This is a genomic window from Novosphingobium sp. FW305-C-30-35, from assembly GCF_058783135.1.
Map to the genome: position 1 here is coordinate 2580737 of NZ_JBYSYJ010000001.1, position 14326 is coordinate 2595062.

A 14326-nucleotide genomic window follows, 5' to 3' on the forward strand; every position below is an offset into this window, starting at 1 on the left:
CAATTCATCGCTGAAACTGCACCTTGCGTCGCCATCTCTCCCCCTCTCTCCCAAGGAGAATGCCCATGACCCGTCCGATCCTGATTGCCGGCCTTGCTGCTCTCACGCTTGGCCTCGGTGCCTGCGCATCGAAGCCCAAGCAGCTTCCGCCTGAGCCCGGTGCCACCACGACAACGCAGACGACCCCGCAGACGACGCAGCCGACCGGCCCGGTTCCCGGCAGCCAGGCCGATTTCGTGGCGTCGGTCATCTCCGACACCGTGAACTTCGATACGGACCGCTACAACATCGACGCATCCGACCAGGGCATCCTGCAAAGCCAGGCCTCGTGGCTGGCCCGCTATCCGGCCAAGGCCATCACCATCGAAGGCCACTGCGACGAGCGCGGCACGCGCGACTACAACATTGCGCTGGGTGAACGCCGCGCCAATGCGGCCAAGAACTACCTGGTCAGCCTCGGCGTAGATCCATCGCGGATCACGGTTGTCAGCTATGGCAAGGAACGCCCGCTTGCGCTTGGTTCGGACGAGGATTCGTGGGCGCGCAACCGCCGCGCGGTCACCGTCACGGTCAACTGATCACCCGACAATGCAGGCAAGGCCCGAACCCCGCCAGGTTCGGGCCTTTCGCATTGCCGGCACCACACCCATCTTGACCTTTCCTGCGGGTTTGGCTTGGGATTGAGGCATGGCACGCAATACACGATCGTCTGACTGGGGCTTCCCGCGCTGGCGGGGCTACGGCAGCGCCTTCGAGGCTGCGCCAGTGCGGCTGTGCGACCGTGCGGGATGCGACCAGAAGGGCGATTGCCCGGCGCCCAAGTCCCCCAACAACCCCGAACGCTGGTATTTCTGTCAGCAGCACGCGGCGGAATACAATCAGGGCTGGAACTACTTCGAAGGGCTGGACAAGGAAGAGGCCGAACGTCGCGAGGCCGAAGAGCGTGGCGAAGCCTCTGGTTTTCGCCAGGCTGCATGGGCCGAATGGGGCGGTTCTGGCGATGGCACGCGCAGCCGGGACGAACTGCGCGCCCTCGAAACCCTTGGCCTCGATCCGGATGCCGATTTCGACGCGGTGAAGAAGGCCTGGCGCTCCAGGGCCAAGGAAGTCCACCCCGATGTGCGGCCCGGCGACAAGGCCGCGGCAGAGCAGTTCCAGAAGCTGCAGGTGTCCTACGAGGTGCTTCGTGCTGCCGAAGAACGTCGCGAGTGGAAGGGCTGACATGACCGCAGGCATCTCGCGTTTCGGCGGAGAGGCCGCGGATGACGCCGCCGAGGCGTTGTTAAGAGACGGGGTGGTTGCCCTCGAAGGGCTTTGGCCTGCGCAGCGGATTGACGAACTGGCCCTGGCCCTGCGCCGATCCATTCCCGGCGCGTTCGACACGCGCGCTCCGCTCCCGGAGGACATCTGGGTGGTTGGCACGAAGCGGATCAATGGCCTTGTCCCGATCGCCGGCAGGATGGCGGGCTGCATCGACCTTCTGCAAAACCCGGCGCTGCTTGCCTTGCTGGACAAAGCCCTGGGCAACAATTGGGTCTACGAATCCTTCGGCGTCATCAGCTCCTTTCCGGGTTCCACGGTGCAGAAGCTGCACTCCGACAGTCCGCATCTGTTCGAGGACAAGACGATTGCAGCGATGCTGCCGCCATTTGCGCTGACGATTTCCATCCCGCTCGTCGATGTTGACGAAGTCAACGGCTCGACCGAATTCCTGCCGGGCACGCACCGTATCTTGCAATCACCTGAGACTGCAGATGGCTCGGTGTGGAACGCCGTGCTGCGCGGCAATTGCATGATCTGGGATTTCCGGGTCCGGCATCGCGGACAGCCCAACAACAGCGCCGAGCCACGGCCCATGTTCTACGCAACCGCCTGCCGCGCCTTCTGGCAGGATTCCACCAACTTCGTGCCGGATGCGCGCAAGCTTGTCATCGGGCGGGACGCGCGGGCAAGGATCGCTGCCGATCGCCACAGGCATTTCGCGCGGGCCAGGCCGATGCCTGGCGTTGTCAGCGCGGCTCAGACCTTCAACCGCCTTGTGCGCTGGTATGCGCCACGATTTCATCGAGCATTGCGAAGACTTGCCCGGCGTCCGGAAACTGCGCTTTGATCCACCGCGCTTCCACCTGACGAAGAATGCGCGCAACCTCCGGGCCCGCCTTTATGCCGCGGGCAACAATGTCTCCGCCCTTGATCGGCAGTTGGGGCACGTTCCACCCCTCCAGCGGAGCCGTTGCCTGACTTGCCAGCAGCAGCCGGTCACGCGCTTCCTCGATACCCACGCGGTAGGCAAGGGCACGCGCATCGGTCTCTTCGCCGTCGCGGGCGGCAGCAATGGCAAGCCGCTTGCGCTGGGCAATGGAAAGGCGCAGTCGGGCGGCAACCTGTTCGGCAAGAGCCGGGTCCGCCGGCAGGAGCGCGGCAAGACGACGCAGTGCCACGGCCTGCGCTCCGGCAGCCTGCTCGTTGTCGATAAGGGTATCCAGCAATGCCAGGCCAGCCTCGGTTGCCTCTGGCAGGACATGGGCCAGAACGCCGAGTTCGGCCATGCGACGGACGGTCGGCGCGGGATCTGGCAGGCCCAGCAGGTTCATCAGCTCCCAGCCGACACGTTCGCGAGAAAGCCCTTTCAATCCCGCGGCAAGCTCGGAAACGGCTTCCTCTGAAGCCTTGTCTGCGGGAATGGAGCCAAAGCGGGCCTGAAAGCGGAAGTAACGCAGGATGCGCAGGTAATCTTCGCGGATGCGCTCGCGGGCATCGCCAATGAAACGCACCTGCCGATTGGCCAGATCCGCAAGGCCGCCGTGATAGTCGAACAGTTCCAGGCTGCGCGGATCGGCGTAAAGCGCGTTGATCGTGAAATCCCGGCGGGCTGCATCGTCGCGCCAGTCGGTGGAAAATGCCACCGTCGCATGGCGGCCATCGGTGGAAACGTCGCGACGCAGCGTGGTGATCTCCACTGTGCCACCGTCGAGAACCGCAGTGATCGTGCCATGGGCAATGCCCGTCGGCACGGCCTTGATCCCGGCCTGGCCAAGCCGGGCGGCGGTTTCCTCCGGCAGCAGCGTCGTGGCCATGTCCACGTCTTTCGGGGCATGGCCGAGAATCGTGTCGCGCACCACGCCGCCCACCCACCGGCAGTTGCCCTCGGCATGCGGATCGAGCGCGGTTACAAGGGCGGCGAGGTCCTCGCGTCTTGTCCACGCAGCGGCGGGCAGGCGCTCAGTCATGCCAGCTGATCCGCTTTGCCAGGTTGGAAATGATCGCCGCCGTCACGCCCCATATGCGATGCTCGTTCCAAAGGATCTCGATGAAGCGCCCCTTGCGCCCGTTCCATTCCGCCGATTGCCAGACATGCCGCATCGGGTCGAGAAGGAAGCCCAAAGGGGGCTCGAACCAGCTCGCCACTTCCGCCGGATTGGGTTGAAGCGGCAGATCCGGCGGCACCAGCGCCAGCACGGGCGTGATGTCATAACCCGTGCCCGTGCGGAACCGGTCGGTTTCGCCGATCACGGACACGTCTTCCGGCCGGATGCCCAATTCCTCGTTGGCTTCGCGCAGGGCTGCCTCGACCGGGGTCTCGCCGGGATCGAGCTTGCCGCCCGGAAAAGCGGCTTGTCCCGGATGCGCGCGCATGTGCGAAGGCCGGTGGATCAGGAGAACCCCGGGGCCATCCGGATGGTTCTGTCGCTCGGTCACCGCAATCAGTACAGCGGCAGGGCGCAAACCGTGCCCGGGCAGTGGGCGCCAGTCTTCGTAGAGCTCCTTGGCAGGCTCCCGGTGTCCTTCGGCATACAGGTCCGTAAGCCTTGTCAGCAAATTCATGTGCCGGGCACCAGCACGAAGCGGTGGCCAAGACTTTCCACGGCCAGGTCAGCGCTGCCCAGCGACAGGGCATGATCGATGAGCTGTCCGTAGGTGCTGCGGTTGAGCCGGGCCTCTGTTCCGTTTCGGATGGCGAGGTAAAAGGCCGGGATCTCAGCCGTGCCCGAAACCCGCAGCGGATGGTCCGGCCCGCAGACCACCAGATCGTCGCTATTGAGCCGGAAGGCCAATGCCGTGCGTCCCTCGGGGTCCAGCTTGGCCTGCATGTCAGTCGCCAGGAAGGCGGCGTCCTCCACAGCGATCGCCAGCTTTTGGAACGGCGTTACCAGCCAGTGCTGGCCCCGCTCGTCGCGCGTCAACAGCGAGGAAAACGCGCGCACCATTGCTGGACGCCGGATTTCGCCACCCTGATGGAACCAGCGGCCATCTGCGGCGATGCGCATTTCGCTGTCTCCGATCTCCTGCGGGCTCCACTGGTCGATGGGCGGCAGCTTGCGCGCAGCAACCTGCGCAGCAAGTTCGGCAAGGCTCAAGGATGCTAGTTCGGGCGGGGGAGTGTAAGGCACCGTTTGCCGATGCCAGATCGGATCAGCGCCGCCAAGGCCCCAACATGCCCTCTTGCGGCAGGACGGCAGGATTGGCGGTGCGGCACAGCAGGCGATGCTGCTCGTACGGCCCCGGCAGGCGCCATCCGCCAGTCTGGGCGTTGCTGAAGCCGAAGAAGCGCTCGTAATACTCGGGATCGCCGATCAGCACTTGCGGCAGCGGCGCGCGCGGATCGATCGCGGTAAGCGCCGCCGTCATCAGCGCCTTGCCGAAGCCTTCGCCCTGAAGATGCGGCATGACCGCCACCGGGCCGACCATGATCATCGGATGCATGCGGCCACTGTCATCGGTGAGCGCCACCGGCCAGCACTGGATCGTGCCCGCCAGCATGTCCTCGTCGTCGAGCGCGGCGAACGACAGGTTTGGCAGCCATTCCATGCCCTCGCGCACCTTGTAGGCGGTTCGCTGGTGCCGAGTCGGCTCGAACGCAGCATCGAGCAACTGCTCGACCAGCGCGGGATCGACATCGGCAAGCGGGATGATCTTGGACAACGGCGGTGCTTTCTTCGGCCCTGCGAAGGCGGGCGGGATGCGCGCCGATAGCTCCCAAGGCCACATGCTGCAAGTTTGGAGGAACGGCGCGCTTGCACAGCGGTTTTCAGGATGCAGAAACTGCAAGCGCTGCTTCGGGAATATCACTTTAGCTCATGCTCATATATGGCTAGGAAGTGATTGAGGCGCCACGAGAAGACGCCCGATCCCGTGCAGGGGAGATAAACGTGTTCGCAGGTATGGACAGCCAAACGGCCGCGCTGGTTCTGGCGCGTATGCAGTTCGCCTTCACGGTGAGCTTCCACTTCATCTTCCCGGCTTTTTCGATCGGCCTCGCCAGCTATCTCGCCGTGCTTGAGGCACTCTGGCTGAAGACCGGCAAGCAGCTTTATCTCGACCTGTTCCGCTACTGGCTGAAGATCTTCTCCGTCGCCTTCGCGATGGGCGTGGTCTCGGGTCTGGTCATGTCCTACCAGTTCGGCACCAACTGGTCGGTCTTTTCCGACAAGGTCGGCGGCGTGATCGGGCCCCTCATGGCCTACGAGGTTCTCACCGCCTTCTTCCTCGAGGCTGGCTTCCTTGGCGTGATGCTGTTCGGCATGAACCGGGTCGGCAGGGGACTGCACTTTGCCGCCACGCTGATGGTGGCTATCGGCACCTTCATTTCGGCATTCTGGATCCTCTCGGTCAATTCCTGGATGCAGACCCCCACCGGCTTCGAGATGGGGCCCAACGGCGAGTTCCTGCCCGGTCCAAGCTGGGCGGCGATCATCTTCAACCCCAGCTTCCCCTATCGCCTCGTCCACACCGTGATTGCTGCATACCTGACCACGGCCTTCGTCGTCGGCGCGGTGGGGGCATGGCACCTGCTGCGTGACCGCGCGAACCTTCACGCCCGCAAGATGTTCTCGATGGCGATGTGGATGGCCGCAATCGTCGCGCCGGTGCAGATCTTCGTCGGCGACATGCATGGCCTCAACACGCTCGAGCACCAGCCCGCCAAGGTCATGGCCATGGAAGGGCACTACCAGTCCCACCCTGAAGGCGCACCGCTCTACCTGTTCGGCATTCCAAACGACAAGGACCAGAAGCTCGATTACGCCATCGGCATCCCCAAGGCCTCGAGCCTTGTCCTGAAGCATGATCCCGACGCCCCCCTCGCGGGACTGGACACCATCGCGCCGGACAACCGGCCGCCGGTGTGGATCGTTTTCTGGTCATTCCGCATCATGGTCGGCCTCGGTTTTCTCATGCTCGGCCTCGGCCTGTGGAGCCTGCTCGCCCGCACGCGCAAGAAGTTGTACGACTGGCCGCTGCTCCACCGCCTTGCCGTGCTGATGGGGCCCTCGGGCTTCATCGCGGTGATCGCCGGTTGGGTGACGACCGAGGTCGGCCGCCAGCCCTGGACAGTCTACGGCCTGCTGCGCACCGCAGATTCGGTCAGCCCGATCGCCGCGCCTGCCGTCGCCACCTCGCTCGCCGCCTTCGTCGTCGTCTACTTCGCGGTCTTCGGCATCGGCACGTGGTACATCCTGCATCTCATGAAGGACGCGCCATATCCGCACGAGCCGGGCCCGGAACAGGAAGAGCGCGCCCCGATCCGCTCTGCCGGGATCACGCCCGCTCAGCAGCAGGAGGAAGTGCAATGATCGACCTCACTGTCATCTGGGCCCTGATCATCGCCTTCGCCGTGCTGATGTATGTCGTGATGGACGGTTTCGACCTCGGCATCGGCATCCTCTTCCCCTGGTTTGACGAAGGCGCCGAGCGCGATCAGGCGATGAATGCCATCGCCCCGGTGTGGGACGGCAACGAGACCTGGCTGGTGCTGGGCGGAGGAGGGCTGCTCGCCGCCTTCCCGCTGGCCTATGCGATCATCCTGCCGGCGACCTACCCGTTGATCATCGCCATGCTCCTCGGCCTCGTCTTCCGCGGCGTCGCTTTCGAGTTCCGCTGGCGCGATCCCCGCCACCGCGCGTTCTGGGACCGGGCCTTCTTCGCCGGCTCGCTTGTCGCGGCCCTCGCACAAGGCATCACCCTCGGCGCGCTGCTGCAGGGCATCCACGTTGAGGGGAGGGCCTATGCCGGGGGCTGGCTCGACTGGCTGTCACTCTATTCGCTCCTGACCGGTGCGGGAGTTGTCGCGGGCTATGCGCTGCTCGGCGCCTGCTGGCTGGCGATCAAGGTCGAGGGCCGCGCCGAGGACAAGGCCTTCGCCTTCGCCCGCCGCGCCGCCTGGGCCACGCTGGCGCTCATGGCTGCTGTCAGCCTCGCCACGCCGTTCCTTGCGGGACAGTACTTCCAGCGTTGGTTCACTGAACCGATGGTCTTCTGGCTGACACCGGTTCCGCTGGCGACGGCAGCACTCGCCATCTCGCTCCTGCGCTCGCTCCAACAGCGCCACGCCGTGCGTCCGTTCCTCTACGCGCTCGGCCTGTTCCTGCTCGGCATGATCGGGCTGGGCGTCTCGATGTGGCCATGGGTCGTGCCACAGAGCATTTCGATCTGGGACGCCGCCGCGCCGGAACGCTCACAGGTCTTCATGCTCATCGGCGTCGGCCTGATCATGCCGCTGATCCTCGCCTATACGGGCTGGGCCTACTGGGTCTTCCGGGGCAAGGTGGGCGAACATGGCTATCATTGACCCCCGCCTCGATGGTGCGGAGCGGGCCGAGGCAAAGCCCCTGTGGCAGCGCCTTGGCTGGATGGCGGCAATCTGGCTCGGCAGCGTGCTGACGCTTGGCGCGGTCGCCATGGTCATCCGCTACTGGCTCAACTCTCCGCAAAGCTGAAGGGCTCGGCCCCGCGCCGGTAGTCGTCGGGCAGGATCTCGCGCCCGATCGGCGGCTCGGCCCGCGCCGTGCATTGCGCGCGGTGACACAGGCGGCAGGTCACCCCGATCGGCGTCGCCTCCACCGCCTTGGGATCAGCCCCCGCCGCATAGACCAGTCGCGGCGCATGTTCCGCCGCACAGGCCAGCGCAATCGCCCGCGTCCACCGGGGCCGTCCGAACCCGCCACCGCCAGACGTCACCATCCGCGCCAGCGAGAAGAAGCGCTGTCCGTCCGGCAGTTCCACCCACTGCGTCACGATCTCGCCCGGCGTGCGGAAGCATTCGTGCACGCTCCACAGCGGACATCCGCCGCCATGCGCGGCAAAGGGAAAGCCCGCGCCGTCCAGCCGTTTCGACACATTGCCCGCCGTATCGACGCGGATGAAGAAGAACGGCACGCGCTCCTGCCCAGGCCGGTTGAGCGTGGTCAGCCGGTGCGCCACCTGCTCGAAACTCGCGCCGAACTGCCCGGACAGCGCTTCGATGTCGTACCTGCGGGCATCCACTGCCCTTGCAAACCGGTCATAGGGCATCACCAGCGCCGCCGCCGCGTAGCCCGCCAGCGCCCGCCGCACCAATTGCGCCGCCGTCTCGCTGGCAAAGCTTTCCCCCCGAATCACGCCCGCGATCTCACCCCGCAGCGCGGTGTAGGCAATGTGCTGCATCAGTTGCCAGGCACGGCCAGAAGGCGACAGCGTGTCATCAATCAGCAATTGCTCGTTGTGCCGGTCATATCTGCGCACCGCATCCATCATGACGTCTGGCGGGAGAAAGCGCACCCGCACTCCGCGCAGCCGCAGCCACTCTGCCGCGCCGCCCGCCTTCGCGATTTCGTCCGACAGTTCCTCGGCCTTCACATCGATTGCCGGGAAATAGTTGCGCCGCGCTGCCACAAAGCGGCGTGCCTCGCCCACCGGATCGCTCGCCCCGGTGCCTGGAACAGCACTACGCTGCTCGGCCAAGGCCTGCTGCTCGCGCTGCCAAGCACCGTAAAGCCGCAGCAGGGCCTCGGTCACCCCCGGAAAGCTGGCCGCCACGTCCGACACTTCCAGTGGGGGCAGGTCGATGTCGTTGAAGATCGGATCGCGAAGGGCATCGGACAGCCGCCGCGCGTAATCGTCGCGCTCGTCGCTGGCGAGGTCCGCCATGTCGAGCTTGTAGGCTCGCGCCAGCCGAAGGAGCAGGTCGGCGGTCAGAGGTCGCTGGTTACGCTCGATCAGTGCGATGTAGCTTGGTGATATGCCCAGTTCGTCGGCCATCGCCTGCTGGGTCAGTCCCAGTTCGCGGCGGATGCGCTTGAGCCGAGGCCCGAGGTACAACGGTCTTGTCGACACTTCACAATCCTCTTGTGGTGACTGCACAACTTTACAAGCATATCATGTAAAGTTTGACAACCTCACTCCGCGCAGCGTTCCGCAAAAGCGATTCGCGCGTTACCCGGATCTCACACAGACGCACACCACGTGAGGGAACACGGGAAATGACCTACCACAGCAAGATCGTCGAAGCCGGCAAGGCCATCGCGCCTTTCGCCCAGACCTGGGATGGCATCGAGCCCGAGAGCGTGGCCCGCATGCGCCTCCAGAACCGCTTCCACACCGGCCTCGACATCGCCCGCTACACCGCGAAGATCATGCGCCGCGACATGGAAGCGTATGACGCTGACCCAGCGAACTACACGCAGTCGCTCGGCTGCTGGCACGGTTTCATCGGCCAGCAGAAGATGATCTCCATCAAGAAGCACTTCGGCACCACCAAGGGCCGTTACCTCTACCTCTCGGGCTGGATGGTCGCCGCGCTGCGGAGCGAATTCGGCCCGCTGCCCGACCAGTCGATGCACGAGAAGACCAGCGTTCCGGCGCTGATCGAGGAACTCTACACCTTCCTCAAGCAGGCCGATGCCCGCGAACTCGGCATGCTGTTCCGGGATCTCGATGCGGCCAAGAAGGCGGGCGATGCGGTCAACACCCACCGCCTGCTGCACAAGATCGACGAATTCGAAACCCACGTCGTTCCGATCATCGCCGATATCGATGCCGGCTTCGGCAACGCGGAAGCGACCTACCTGCTCGCCAAGAAGTTCATCGAAGCCGGTGCCTGCTGCATCCAGATCGAGAACCAGGTCTCGGACGAAAAGCAGTGCGGCCACCAGGACGGCAAGGTCACCGTGCCGCACGAGGACTTCCTCGCGAAGATCCGCGCGGTGCGTTACGCCTTCATGGAACTCGGCGTCGATGACGGCGTGATCGTTGCCCGCACCGACTCCCTGGGCGCCGGCCTGACCAAGCAGATCGCCTACGTCAAGGAGCCGGGTGACCTCGGCGACCAGTACAACAGCTTCCTCGATTGCGAGGAAGTCGATGCCACGAACCTCGGCCACGGCGACGTGCTGATCGCCCGCGACGGCAAGCTGATGCGGCCGAAGCGCCTGCCTTCGAACCTCTATCAGTTCCGCCCCGGAACCGGCGAGGACCGCTGCGTGCTCGATTGCATCACCTCGCTCCAGAACGGTGCGGACCTGCTGTGGATCGAAACCGAAAAGCCGCACATCGGCCAGATCGGTGGCATGGTCAGCCGCATCCGCGAAGTGATCCCGAACGCCAAGCTGGTCTACAACAACAGCCCGTCGTTCAACTGGACGCTGAACTTCCGCCAGCAGGTCTATGACGCCATGGTTGAAGCGGGCAAGGATGTCTCGGCCTATGACCGCGCCAAGCTGATGAGCGTGGACTACGACGGCACCGAGCTGGGCATCGAGGCGGACGAACGCATCCGCACCTTCCAGCGCGATGCTGCGGCGCAGGCCGGCATCTTCCACCACCTGATCACGCTGCCGACCTACCACACCGCGGCGCTCAGCACCGACAACCTCGCCAAGCGCTATTTCGGCGAAGAGGGCATGCTCGGCTACGTCAAGCAGGTCCAGCGCGAGGAAATCCGCCAGGGCATCGCCTGCGTGAAGCACCAGAACATGGCCGGCTCCGACATCGGTGACGACCACAAGGAATACTTCGCCGGTGAAGCCGCCCTGAAGGCCGGCGGCGCCCACAACACGATGAACCAGTTCGCAGCGTAACCTGCGAATTGCAGAAAGCCCCTCCCCTGCAAGGGAGGGGTTGTGGAGGGGCTTCCCCCTCCCACCCAAGCAAATCCTCGCGGCAATCAAGCCTCGAAGATCCAAGAAGGAGACCCACCATGGCTGAACCTGCACGTGCCCGCGCGGTCCTCTCGACCGAGGACTTCAAGCTGATCCGCGAAGCCGTACTACACTACCTGAAGGCAATCGAGGACCAGCCCGAATCGGTCAAGTTCTCGAACCTTTATCACCGGCTTGGCAGCGCCCTCGGTCGTTAACACTTCACGGCGTTAACACTCTTCGCTGCCTGACAGGACCTTTCCTGGGGAGGAAAGTCCGGCCCGTCGCGCCTCATGCCAGGCGCGGCGGGCCTTTTTTGCGGGGTTGGTGGTACGCCAAAGTTTACCGCTGCTTACGATTGGATAATGAATTCCTTGTAATTCAACCATCGTGACGAACCCCAACGCGCCCGAACCCGATGCTTTACCGGTGAAGCTGCCGATCCTTGCCGTGATCGGATTGCGTGATCCGGTCGAAGGCGATTGGGGCAGGTTGCGCGGCTTGCAGTACTCCAGCCTCGCGAAGTTGACGTTCGCCCGGCTTGTCGCTCACGCAATGGCGGCCCTACTCGTTCTGCAGACCTATGCTGGCGAAGTCCACGTCGCGTTTCTGGTTGGTTGGATGGCGCTGCTGGTTGGCGTCCTTATCTCCGGCGCAAGGTTCGATCGCACACTTATCGATGCGGACCGGCGGCGGGTAAGCCGTCAGGAGATGCACCGGCAGACTATCAGCTCGTTGTTCGTTGCATTGATCTGGGCCATCCCCATGCTGGCCTTCTCCCCGTTCGGAGATCAGGCGCAGCGCATGACGCTGTGGACAGTCCTTGCCATGCTGATGACCGGCATGGCCGTGACATTTGCCGCCATGCCGATGGCAACAGTGATGTTCGGCGGGATTGTCGGTCTGTCGGGCATAGCTGCATTCCTGTTCTGGGGGGAATACATCGCGGCAGCGGTTGCGGTCGCTTTCGTGCTGATCGTCAGCGTCGGCGGGGTCGAGGCCGCGCGCACTTTCCTTGGCGCGCGGGTCGCCGAAGCAGGCATGGCGGAGAAGGCCGAAGTCGTGTCGCTGCTGCTGCGCGAATTCGAGGAAGGAGACGCCGACTGGCTCTGGCAGGTCGATGCCAACCGCCGGGTCCGCTCGGTCAGCCCGCGTTTTGCCTTTGCGCTGGGCGAGGACCCCGAGGATGTCGACGGCAAGCCGTTGATCCAGCTTGTCGCAGGGCCAGCCTGGGATTCCGGCCACTTCCATTCCAGCCTCCACGATCTGGCCGAGCGCCTCAAGCGCCGCGAAAGCTTCTCCAACCTGCTTGTGCGCGTGTCGCTCCATGGCGGCTATCGCTGGTGGGAGCTGTCGGCTTCGCCCAAGTTCGATGAAAACGGCACTTTCGTCGGCTTCCGCGGAGTCGGGTCGGACGTGACCGAGCAGCGCGAAAGCGCCGAAAAGATCGCCTACCTTGCGCGCTACGATACGCTGACCGGCCTGCCCAACCGCCTGATGCTGACCGAGGCCCTCGGCGAGGCGATGGGCTATGCCGAGAAGTGGCGCACGCGCTGCGCTTTCCTGATGATTGACCTAGACCGCTTCAAGGCGATCAATGATACGCTCGGCCACCTCGTCGGTGACCAGCTTCTTGCCCTCGTCTCGGATCGGCTCAAGCTCATCATGCAGGAAGGCGAGGTCTGCGGACGTCTGGGGGGCGACGAGTTCGCTGTCGTCATCCGCGATGCGGCCGACGAGGCGCGCGTCACCGATCTCAGCGTGGCAATCATCTCCACGCTCTCGCAGCCCTACGAGATCGATCACCACATGCTCTATGTCGGTGCCAGCGTCGGCTCGGCGATCGGGCCGCGTGATGGTTCGACGGTCGAGACCCTGCTGCGTAACGCCGACCTTGCGCTCTACCGCGCCAAAGATGAGGGCGGTGGGCGGCACTGTACTTACGAGCCTTCGCTGCACGCCCACGCCGAGGAACGCCGCAAGCTCGAATTCTCGCTGCGCCACGCGCTTGAGCGCAACGAGTTCTCGCTGATGTACCAGCCTGTCGTCGATGCGACGACCGAGCAGGTGCTGAGCTTCGAGGCGTTGATCCGGTGGAACAGCACCGAGCACGGCTTCGTCAGCCCGGCCAAGTTCATTCCGCTGGCCGAGGACACTCGCCTGATCGTCCCGATCGGTGATTGGGTCCTGCGTACTGCCTGCGCCGAGGCGAGGAACTGGCCCGAGCATGTCAAGATCGCGGTCAATGTGTCCGGCGAACAGTTGCTCGATCCCTATTTTGCCGAAACCGTCGTCGGCGCGCTCGCATCGACCGGCCTTTCGCCGCACCGGCTCGAGATCGAGGTGACCGAGAGCATCTTCGTGCGCGATGGTACTACGGCGCAGATGACGCTCGAGAACCTCATGGGCATCGGCTGCGGCGTCGCGCTCGACGATTTCGGCACCGGCTACTCGTCGCTGGGCTACCTCAGGAAGATGCGCTTCTCGACGATCAAGGTCGATCGCAGCTTCGTGCAGGGCGCTGCCAAGGACAATCCGGAGAGCCTTGCCATTGTCCGCGCCGTCGTGGCCATGGCCGACGCGCTGGAAATGTCGACGACGGCCGAGGGCGTCGAGACCGAGGCCGAACTCGAATGCATCCGCCGTCTCGGTGCCAAGAAGATCCAGGGCTACTACTTCGGCCGACCGATGAACCGGACCGACGCACTGGCCCTGTTTGGCCAGACCCGCTTCAAGGAGCGGGCCGCAGGTTAGGCGGCGACGAGCCCGCGCACGACACTTTCGAACAGCGCGCGGCCGTCCGAACCACCCTGCGCCGCTTCGATCATGCGCTCGGGGTGCGGCATCATGCCCAGCACGTTGCCGCGATCATTGAGGACGCCCGCGATGTTGCGCGCCGAGCCGTTGACGGCCTCTGCATAACGGAACGCGACGCGGCCTTCGCCTTCGAGCCGGTCCAGCGTCGCGTCGTCGGCGAAGAAGTTGCCGTCGTGGTGCGCGACGGGGATCGTGATCTGCTGGCCAGCGTCATAGCCCGCGGTGAACAGCGATTGGTTGTTCTCGACCGTCAGCTTCACGTCGCGGCAGACGAAGCGGATGCCGGCGTTGCGCATCAGCGCGCCGGGCAGGAGACCAGCCTCGGTCAGCACCTGGAAGCCGTTGCATACGCCGAGCACGGTCACGCCGCGCTCAGCCGCGCGCACCACCGCCTGCATCACCGGTGAGCGTGCCGCCATCGCGCCGGAGCGCAAGTAGTCGCCATAGGAGAAGCCACCGGGCAGGGCGATGAAATCGAGATTTTCAGGCAGGTCGGCATCGCCGTGCCAGACGCGATGGACTGTGCCCCCGCAGACCTGCTCGATCGCCACCGCCATGTCGCGATCGCAGTTCGAGCCGGGGAAGGTGATGACGGCGGAGGTGAAAGCCATGGCGCG

The 14326-nt window shown here is 64.6% G+C and carries 15 protein-coding genes; 9 read left to right on the forward strand and 6 right to left on the reverse strand.

From position 1 onward, the window contains the following. Positions 1 to 59 precede the first annotated feature (59 nt). The 3 genes from pal (at position 60) to AC3WLM_RS12830 (ending at position 2110) form a co-directional block, all read left to right on the forward strand. Positions 60 to 578, forward strand: coding sequence for a peptidoglycan-associated lipoprotein Pal (pal, locus tag AC3WLM_RS12820; RefSeq protein WP_039332812.1), 519 nt, complete (start codon positions 60 to 62; stop codon positions 576 to 578). 109 nt (positions 579 to 687) lie between these two features. After that, positions 688 to 1221, forward strand: a complete 534-nt coding sequence (locus AC3WLM_RS12825; protein WP_039332814.1) for a J domain-containing protein — start codon at positions 688 to 690, stop codon at positions 1219 to 1221. A 1-nt stretch (position 1222) separates the two neighbouring features. Further along, positions 1223 to 2110 (forward strand): phytanoyl-CoA dioxygenase family protein, encoded by an 888-nt coding sequence (locus tag AC3WLM_RS12830; RefSeq protein WP_492477545.1) that lies wholly within the window; start codon positions 1223 to 1225, stop codon positions 2108 to 2110. Here the strand turns inward: AC3WLM_RS12830 and AC3WLM_RS12835 are convergent. From AC3WLM_RS12835 to AC3WLM_RS12850, 4 genes are read right to left on the reverse strand one after another with little or no spacing between them, the layout of a single operon-like run. Further along, positions 2028 to 3230: a CCA tRNA nucleotidyltransferase gene (locus tag AC3WLM_RS12835; protein WP_492477546.1), complete on the reverse strand. Its 1203-nt coding sequence runs from the start codon at positions 3228 to 3230 to the stop codon at positions 2028 to 2030. The two genes, AC3WLM_RS12830 and AC3WLM_RS12835, sit on opposite strands and share 83 nt — an antisense overlap. Beyond that, positions 3223 to 3825: a CoA pyrophosphatase gene (locus tag AC3WLM_RS12840; RefSeq protein ID WP_492477547.1), complete on the reverse strand. Its 603-nt coding sequence runs from the start codon at positions 3823 to 3825 to the stop codon at positions 3223 to 3225. Before AC3WLM_RS12840 ends, AC3WLM_RS12835 begins: the two co-directional genes overlap by 8 nt. Continuing rightward, entirely contained in the window at positions 3822 to 4391 is a 570-nt protein-coding gene (locus tag AC3WLM_RS12845; RefSeq protein WP_492477548.1) for a DUF1285 domain-containing protein, read from the reverse strand. The genes AC3WLM_RS12840 and AC3WLM_RS12845 overlap by 4 nt, the downstream gene beginning before the upstream one ends. A 22-nt stretch (positions 4392 to 4413) precedes the next feature. Then, positions 4414 to 4923, reverse strand: a complete 510-nt coding sequence (locus AC3WLM_RS12850; RefSeq protein ID WP_062342330.1) for a GNAT family N-acetyltransferase — start codon at positions 4921 to 4923, stop codon at positions 4414 to 4416. A gap of 239 nt (positions 4924 to 5162) precedes the next feature. Here AC3WLM_RS12850 and AC3WLM_RS12855 point away from each other — a divergent pair, with 239 nt between their 5' ends. Genes AC3WLM_RS12855 through AC3WLM_RS12865 form a run of 3 tightly spaced genes read left to right on the forward strand, consistent with a single transcriptional unit; the run spans position 5163 to position 7715 of the window. Further along, positions 5163 to 6572, forward strand: a complete 1410-nt coding sequence (locus tag AC3WLM_RS12855; protein ID WP_492478124.1) for a cytochrome ubiquinol oxidase subunit I — start codon at positions 5163 to 5165, stop codon at positions 6570 to 6572. After that, positions 6569 to 7567, forward strand: a complete 999-nt coding sequence (cydB, locus tag AC3WLM_RS12860) for a cytochrome d ubiquinol oxidase subunit II (protein ID WP_492477549.1) — start codon at positions 6569 to 6571, stop codon at positions 7565 to 7567. Before AC3WLM_RS12855 ends, cydB begins: the two co-directional genes overlap by 4 nt. After that, positions 7554 to 7715, forward strand: a complete 162-nt coding sequence (locus AC3WLM_RS12865; RefSeq protein WP_492477550.1) for a DUF2474 domain-containing protein — start codon at positions 7554 to 7556, stop codon at positions 7713 to 7715. The genes cydB and AC3WLM_RS12865 overlap by 14 nt, the downstream gene beginning before the upstream one ends. Here the strand turns inward: AC3WLM_RS12865 and AC3WLM_RS12870 are convergent. Continuing rightward, positions 7696 to 9090 (reverse strand): helix-turn-helix domain-containing protein, encoded by a 1395-nt coding sequence (locus AC3WLM_RS12870; protein WP_492477551.1) that lies wholly within the window; start codon positions 9088 to 9090, stop codon positions 7696 to 7698. The genes AC3WLM_RS12865 and AC3WLM_RS12870 overlap by 20 nt on opposite strands. Before the next feature lie 146 nt (positions 9091 to 9236). Between AC3WLM_RS12870 and AC3WLM_RS12875 the strand changes: the two genes are divergently transcribed. The 3 genes from AC3WLM_RS12875 (at position 9237) to AC3WLM_RS12885 (ending at position 13646) form a co-directional block, all read left to right on the forward strand. Further along, positions 9237 to 10832, forward strand: coding sequence for an isocitrate lyase (locus AC3WLM_RS12875; protein WP_492477552.1), 1596 nt, complete (start codon positions 9237 to 9239; stop codon positions 10830 to 10832). Positions 10833 to 10951: 119 nt separating this feature from the next. Beyond that, positions 10952 to 11110: a hypothetical protein gene (locus AC3WLM_RS12880; protein WP_011444689.1), complete on the forward strand. Its 159-nt coding sequence runs from the start codon at positions 10952 to 10954 to the stop codon at positions 11108 to 11110. Positions 11111 to 11282: 172 nt separating this feature from the next. Further along, on the forward strand, positions 11283 to 13646 hold the full coding sequence (locus AC3WLM_RS12885; RefSeq protein WP_492477553.1) for a putative bifunctional diguanylate cyclase/phosphodiesterase: 2364 nt from the start codon (positions 11283 to 11285) through the stop codon (positions 13644 to 13646). On the opposite strand, the gene purQ is transcribed toward AC3WLM_RS12885, so the two are convergent. After that, the gene (gene purQ / locus AC3WLM_RS12890) at positions 13643 to 14320 is read right to left on the reverse strand and encodes a phosphoribosylformylglycinamidine synthase subunit PurQ (RefSeq protein WP_039332831.1); all 678 of its coding nucleotides are present in this window, start codon (positions 14318 to 14320) and stop codon (positions 13643 to 13645) included. The genes AC3WLM_RS12885 and purQ overlap by 4 nt on opposite strands. Between the last annotated feature and the right edge of the window lie 6 nt (positions 14321 to 14326).

Coding starts and splice junctions, on each gene's coding strand:
- AC3WLM_RS12830 (WP_492477545.1), top strand. CDS start 1,223: ATGACCGCAGGCATCTCGCGTTTCGGCGGAGAGGCCGCGGATGACGCC.
- AC3WLM_RS12825 (WP_039332814.1), top strand. CDS start 688: ATGGCACGCAATACACGATCGTCTGACTGGGGCTTCCCGCGCTGGCGG.
- AC3WLM_RS12880 (WP_011444689.1), top strand. CDS start 10,952: ATGGCTGAACCTGCACGTGCCCGCGCGGTCCTCTCGACCGAGGACTTC.
- pal (WP_039332812.1), top strand. CDS start 60: ATGCCCATGACCCGTCCGATCCTGATTGCCGGCCTTGCTGCTCTCACG.
- AC3WLM_RS12865 (WP_492477550.1), top strand. CDS start 7,554: ATGGCTATCATTGACCCCCGCCTCGATGGTGCGGAGCGGGCCGAGGCA.
- AC3WLM_RS12855 (WP_492478124.1), top strand. CDS start 5,163: ATGGACAGCCAAACGGCCGCGCTGGTTCTGGCGCGTATGCAGTTCGCC.
- AC3WLM_RS12875 (WP_492477552.1), top strand. CDS start 9,237: ATGACCTACCACAGCAAGATCGTCGAAGCCGGCAAGGCCATCGCGCCT.
- AC3WLM_RS12840 (WP_492477547.1), bottom strand. CDS start 3,825: ATGAATTTGCTGACAAGGCTTACGGACCTGTATGCCGAAGGACACCGG.
- AC3WLM_RS12835 (WP_492477546.1), bottom strand. CDS start 3,230: ATGACTGAGCGCCTGCCCGCCGCTGCGTGGACAAGACGCGAGGACCTC.
- purQ (WP_039332831.1), bottom strand. CDS start 14,320: ATGGCTTTCACCTCCGCCGTCATCACCTTCCCCGGCTCGAACTGCGAT.
- cydB (WP_492477549.1), top strand. CDS start 6,569: ATGATCGACCTCACTGTCATCTGGGCCCTGATCATCGCCTTCGCCGTG.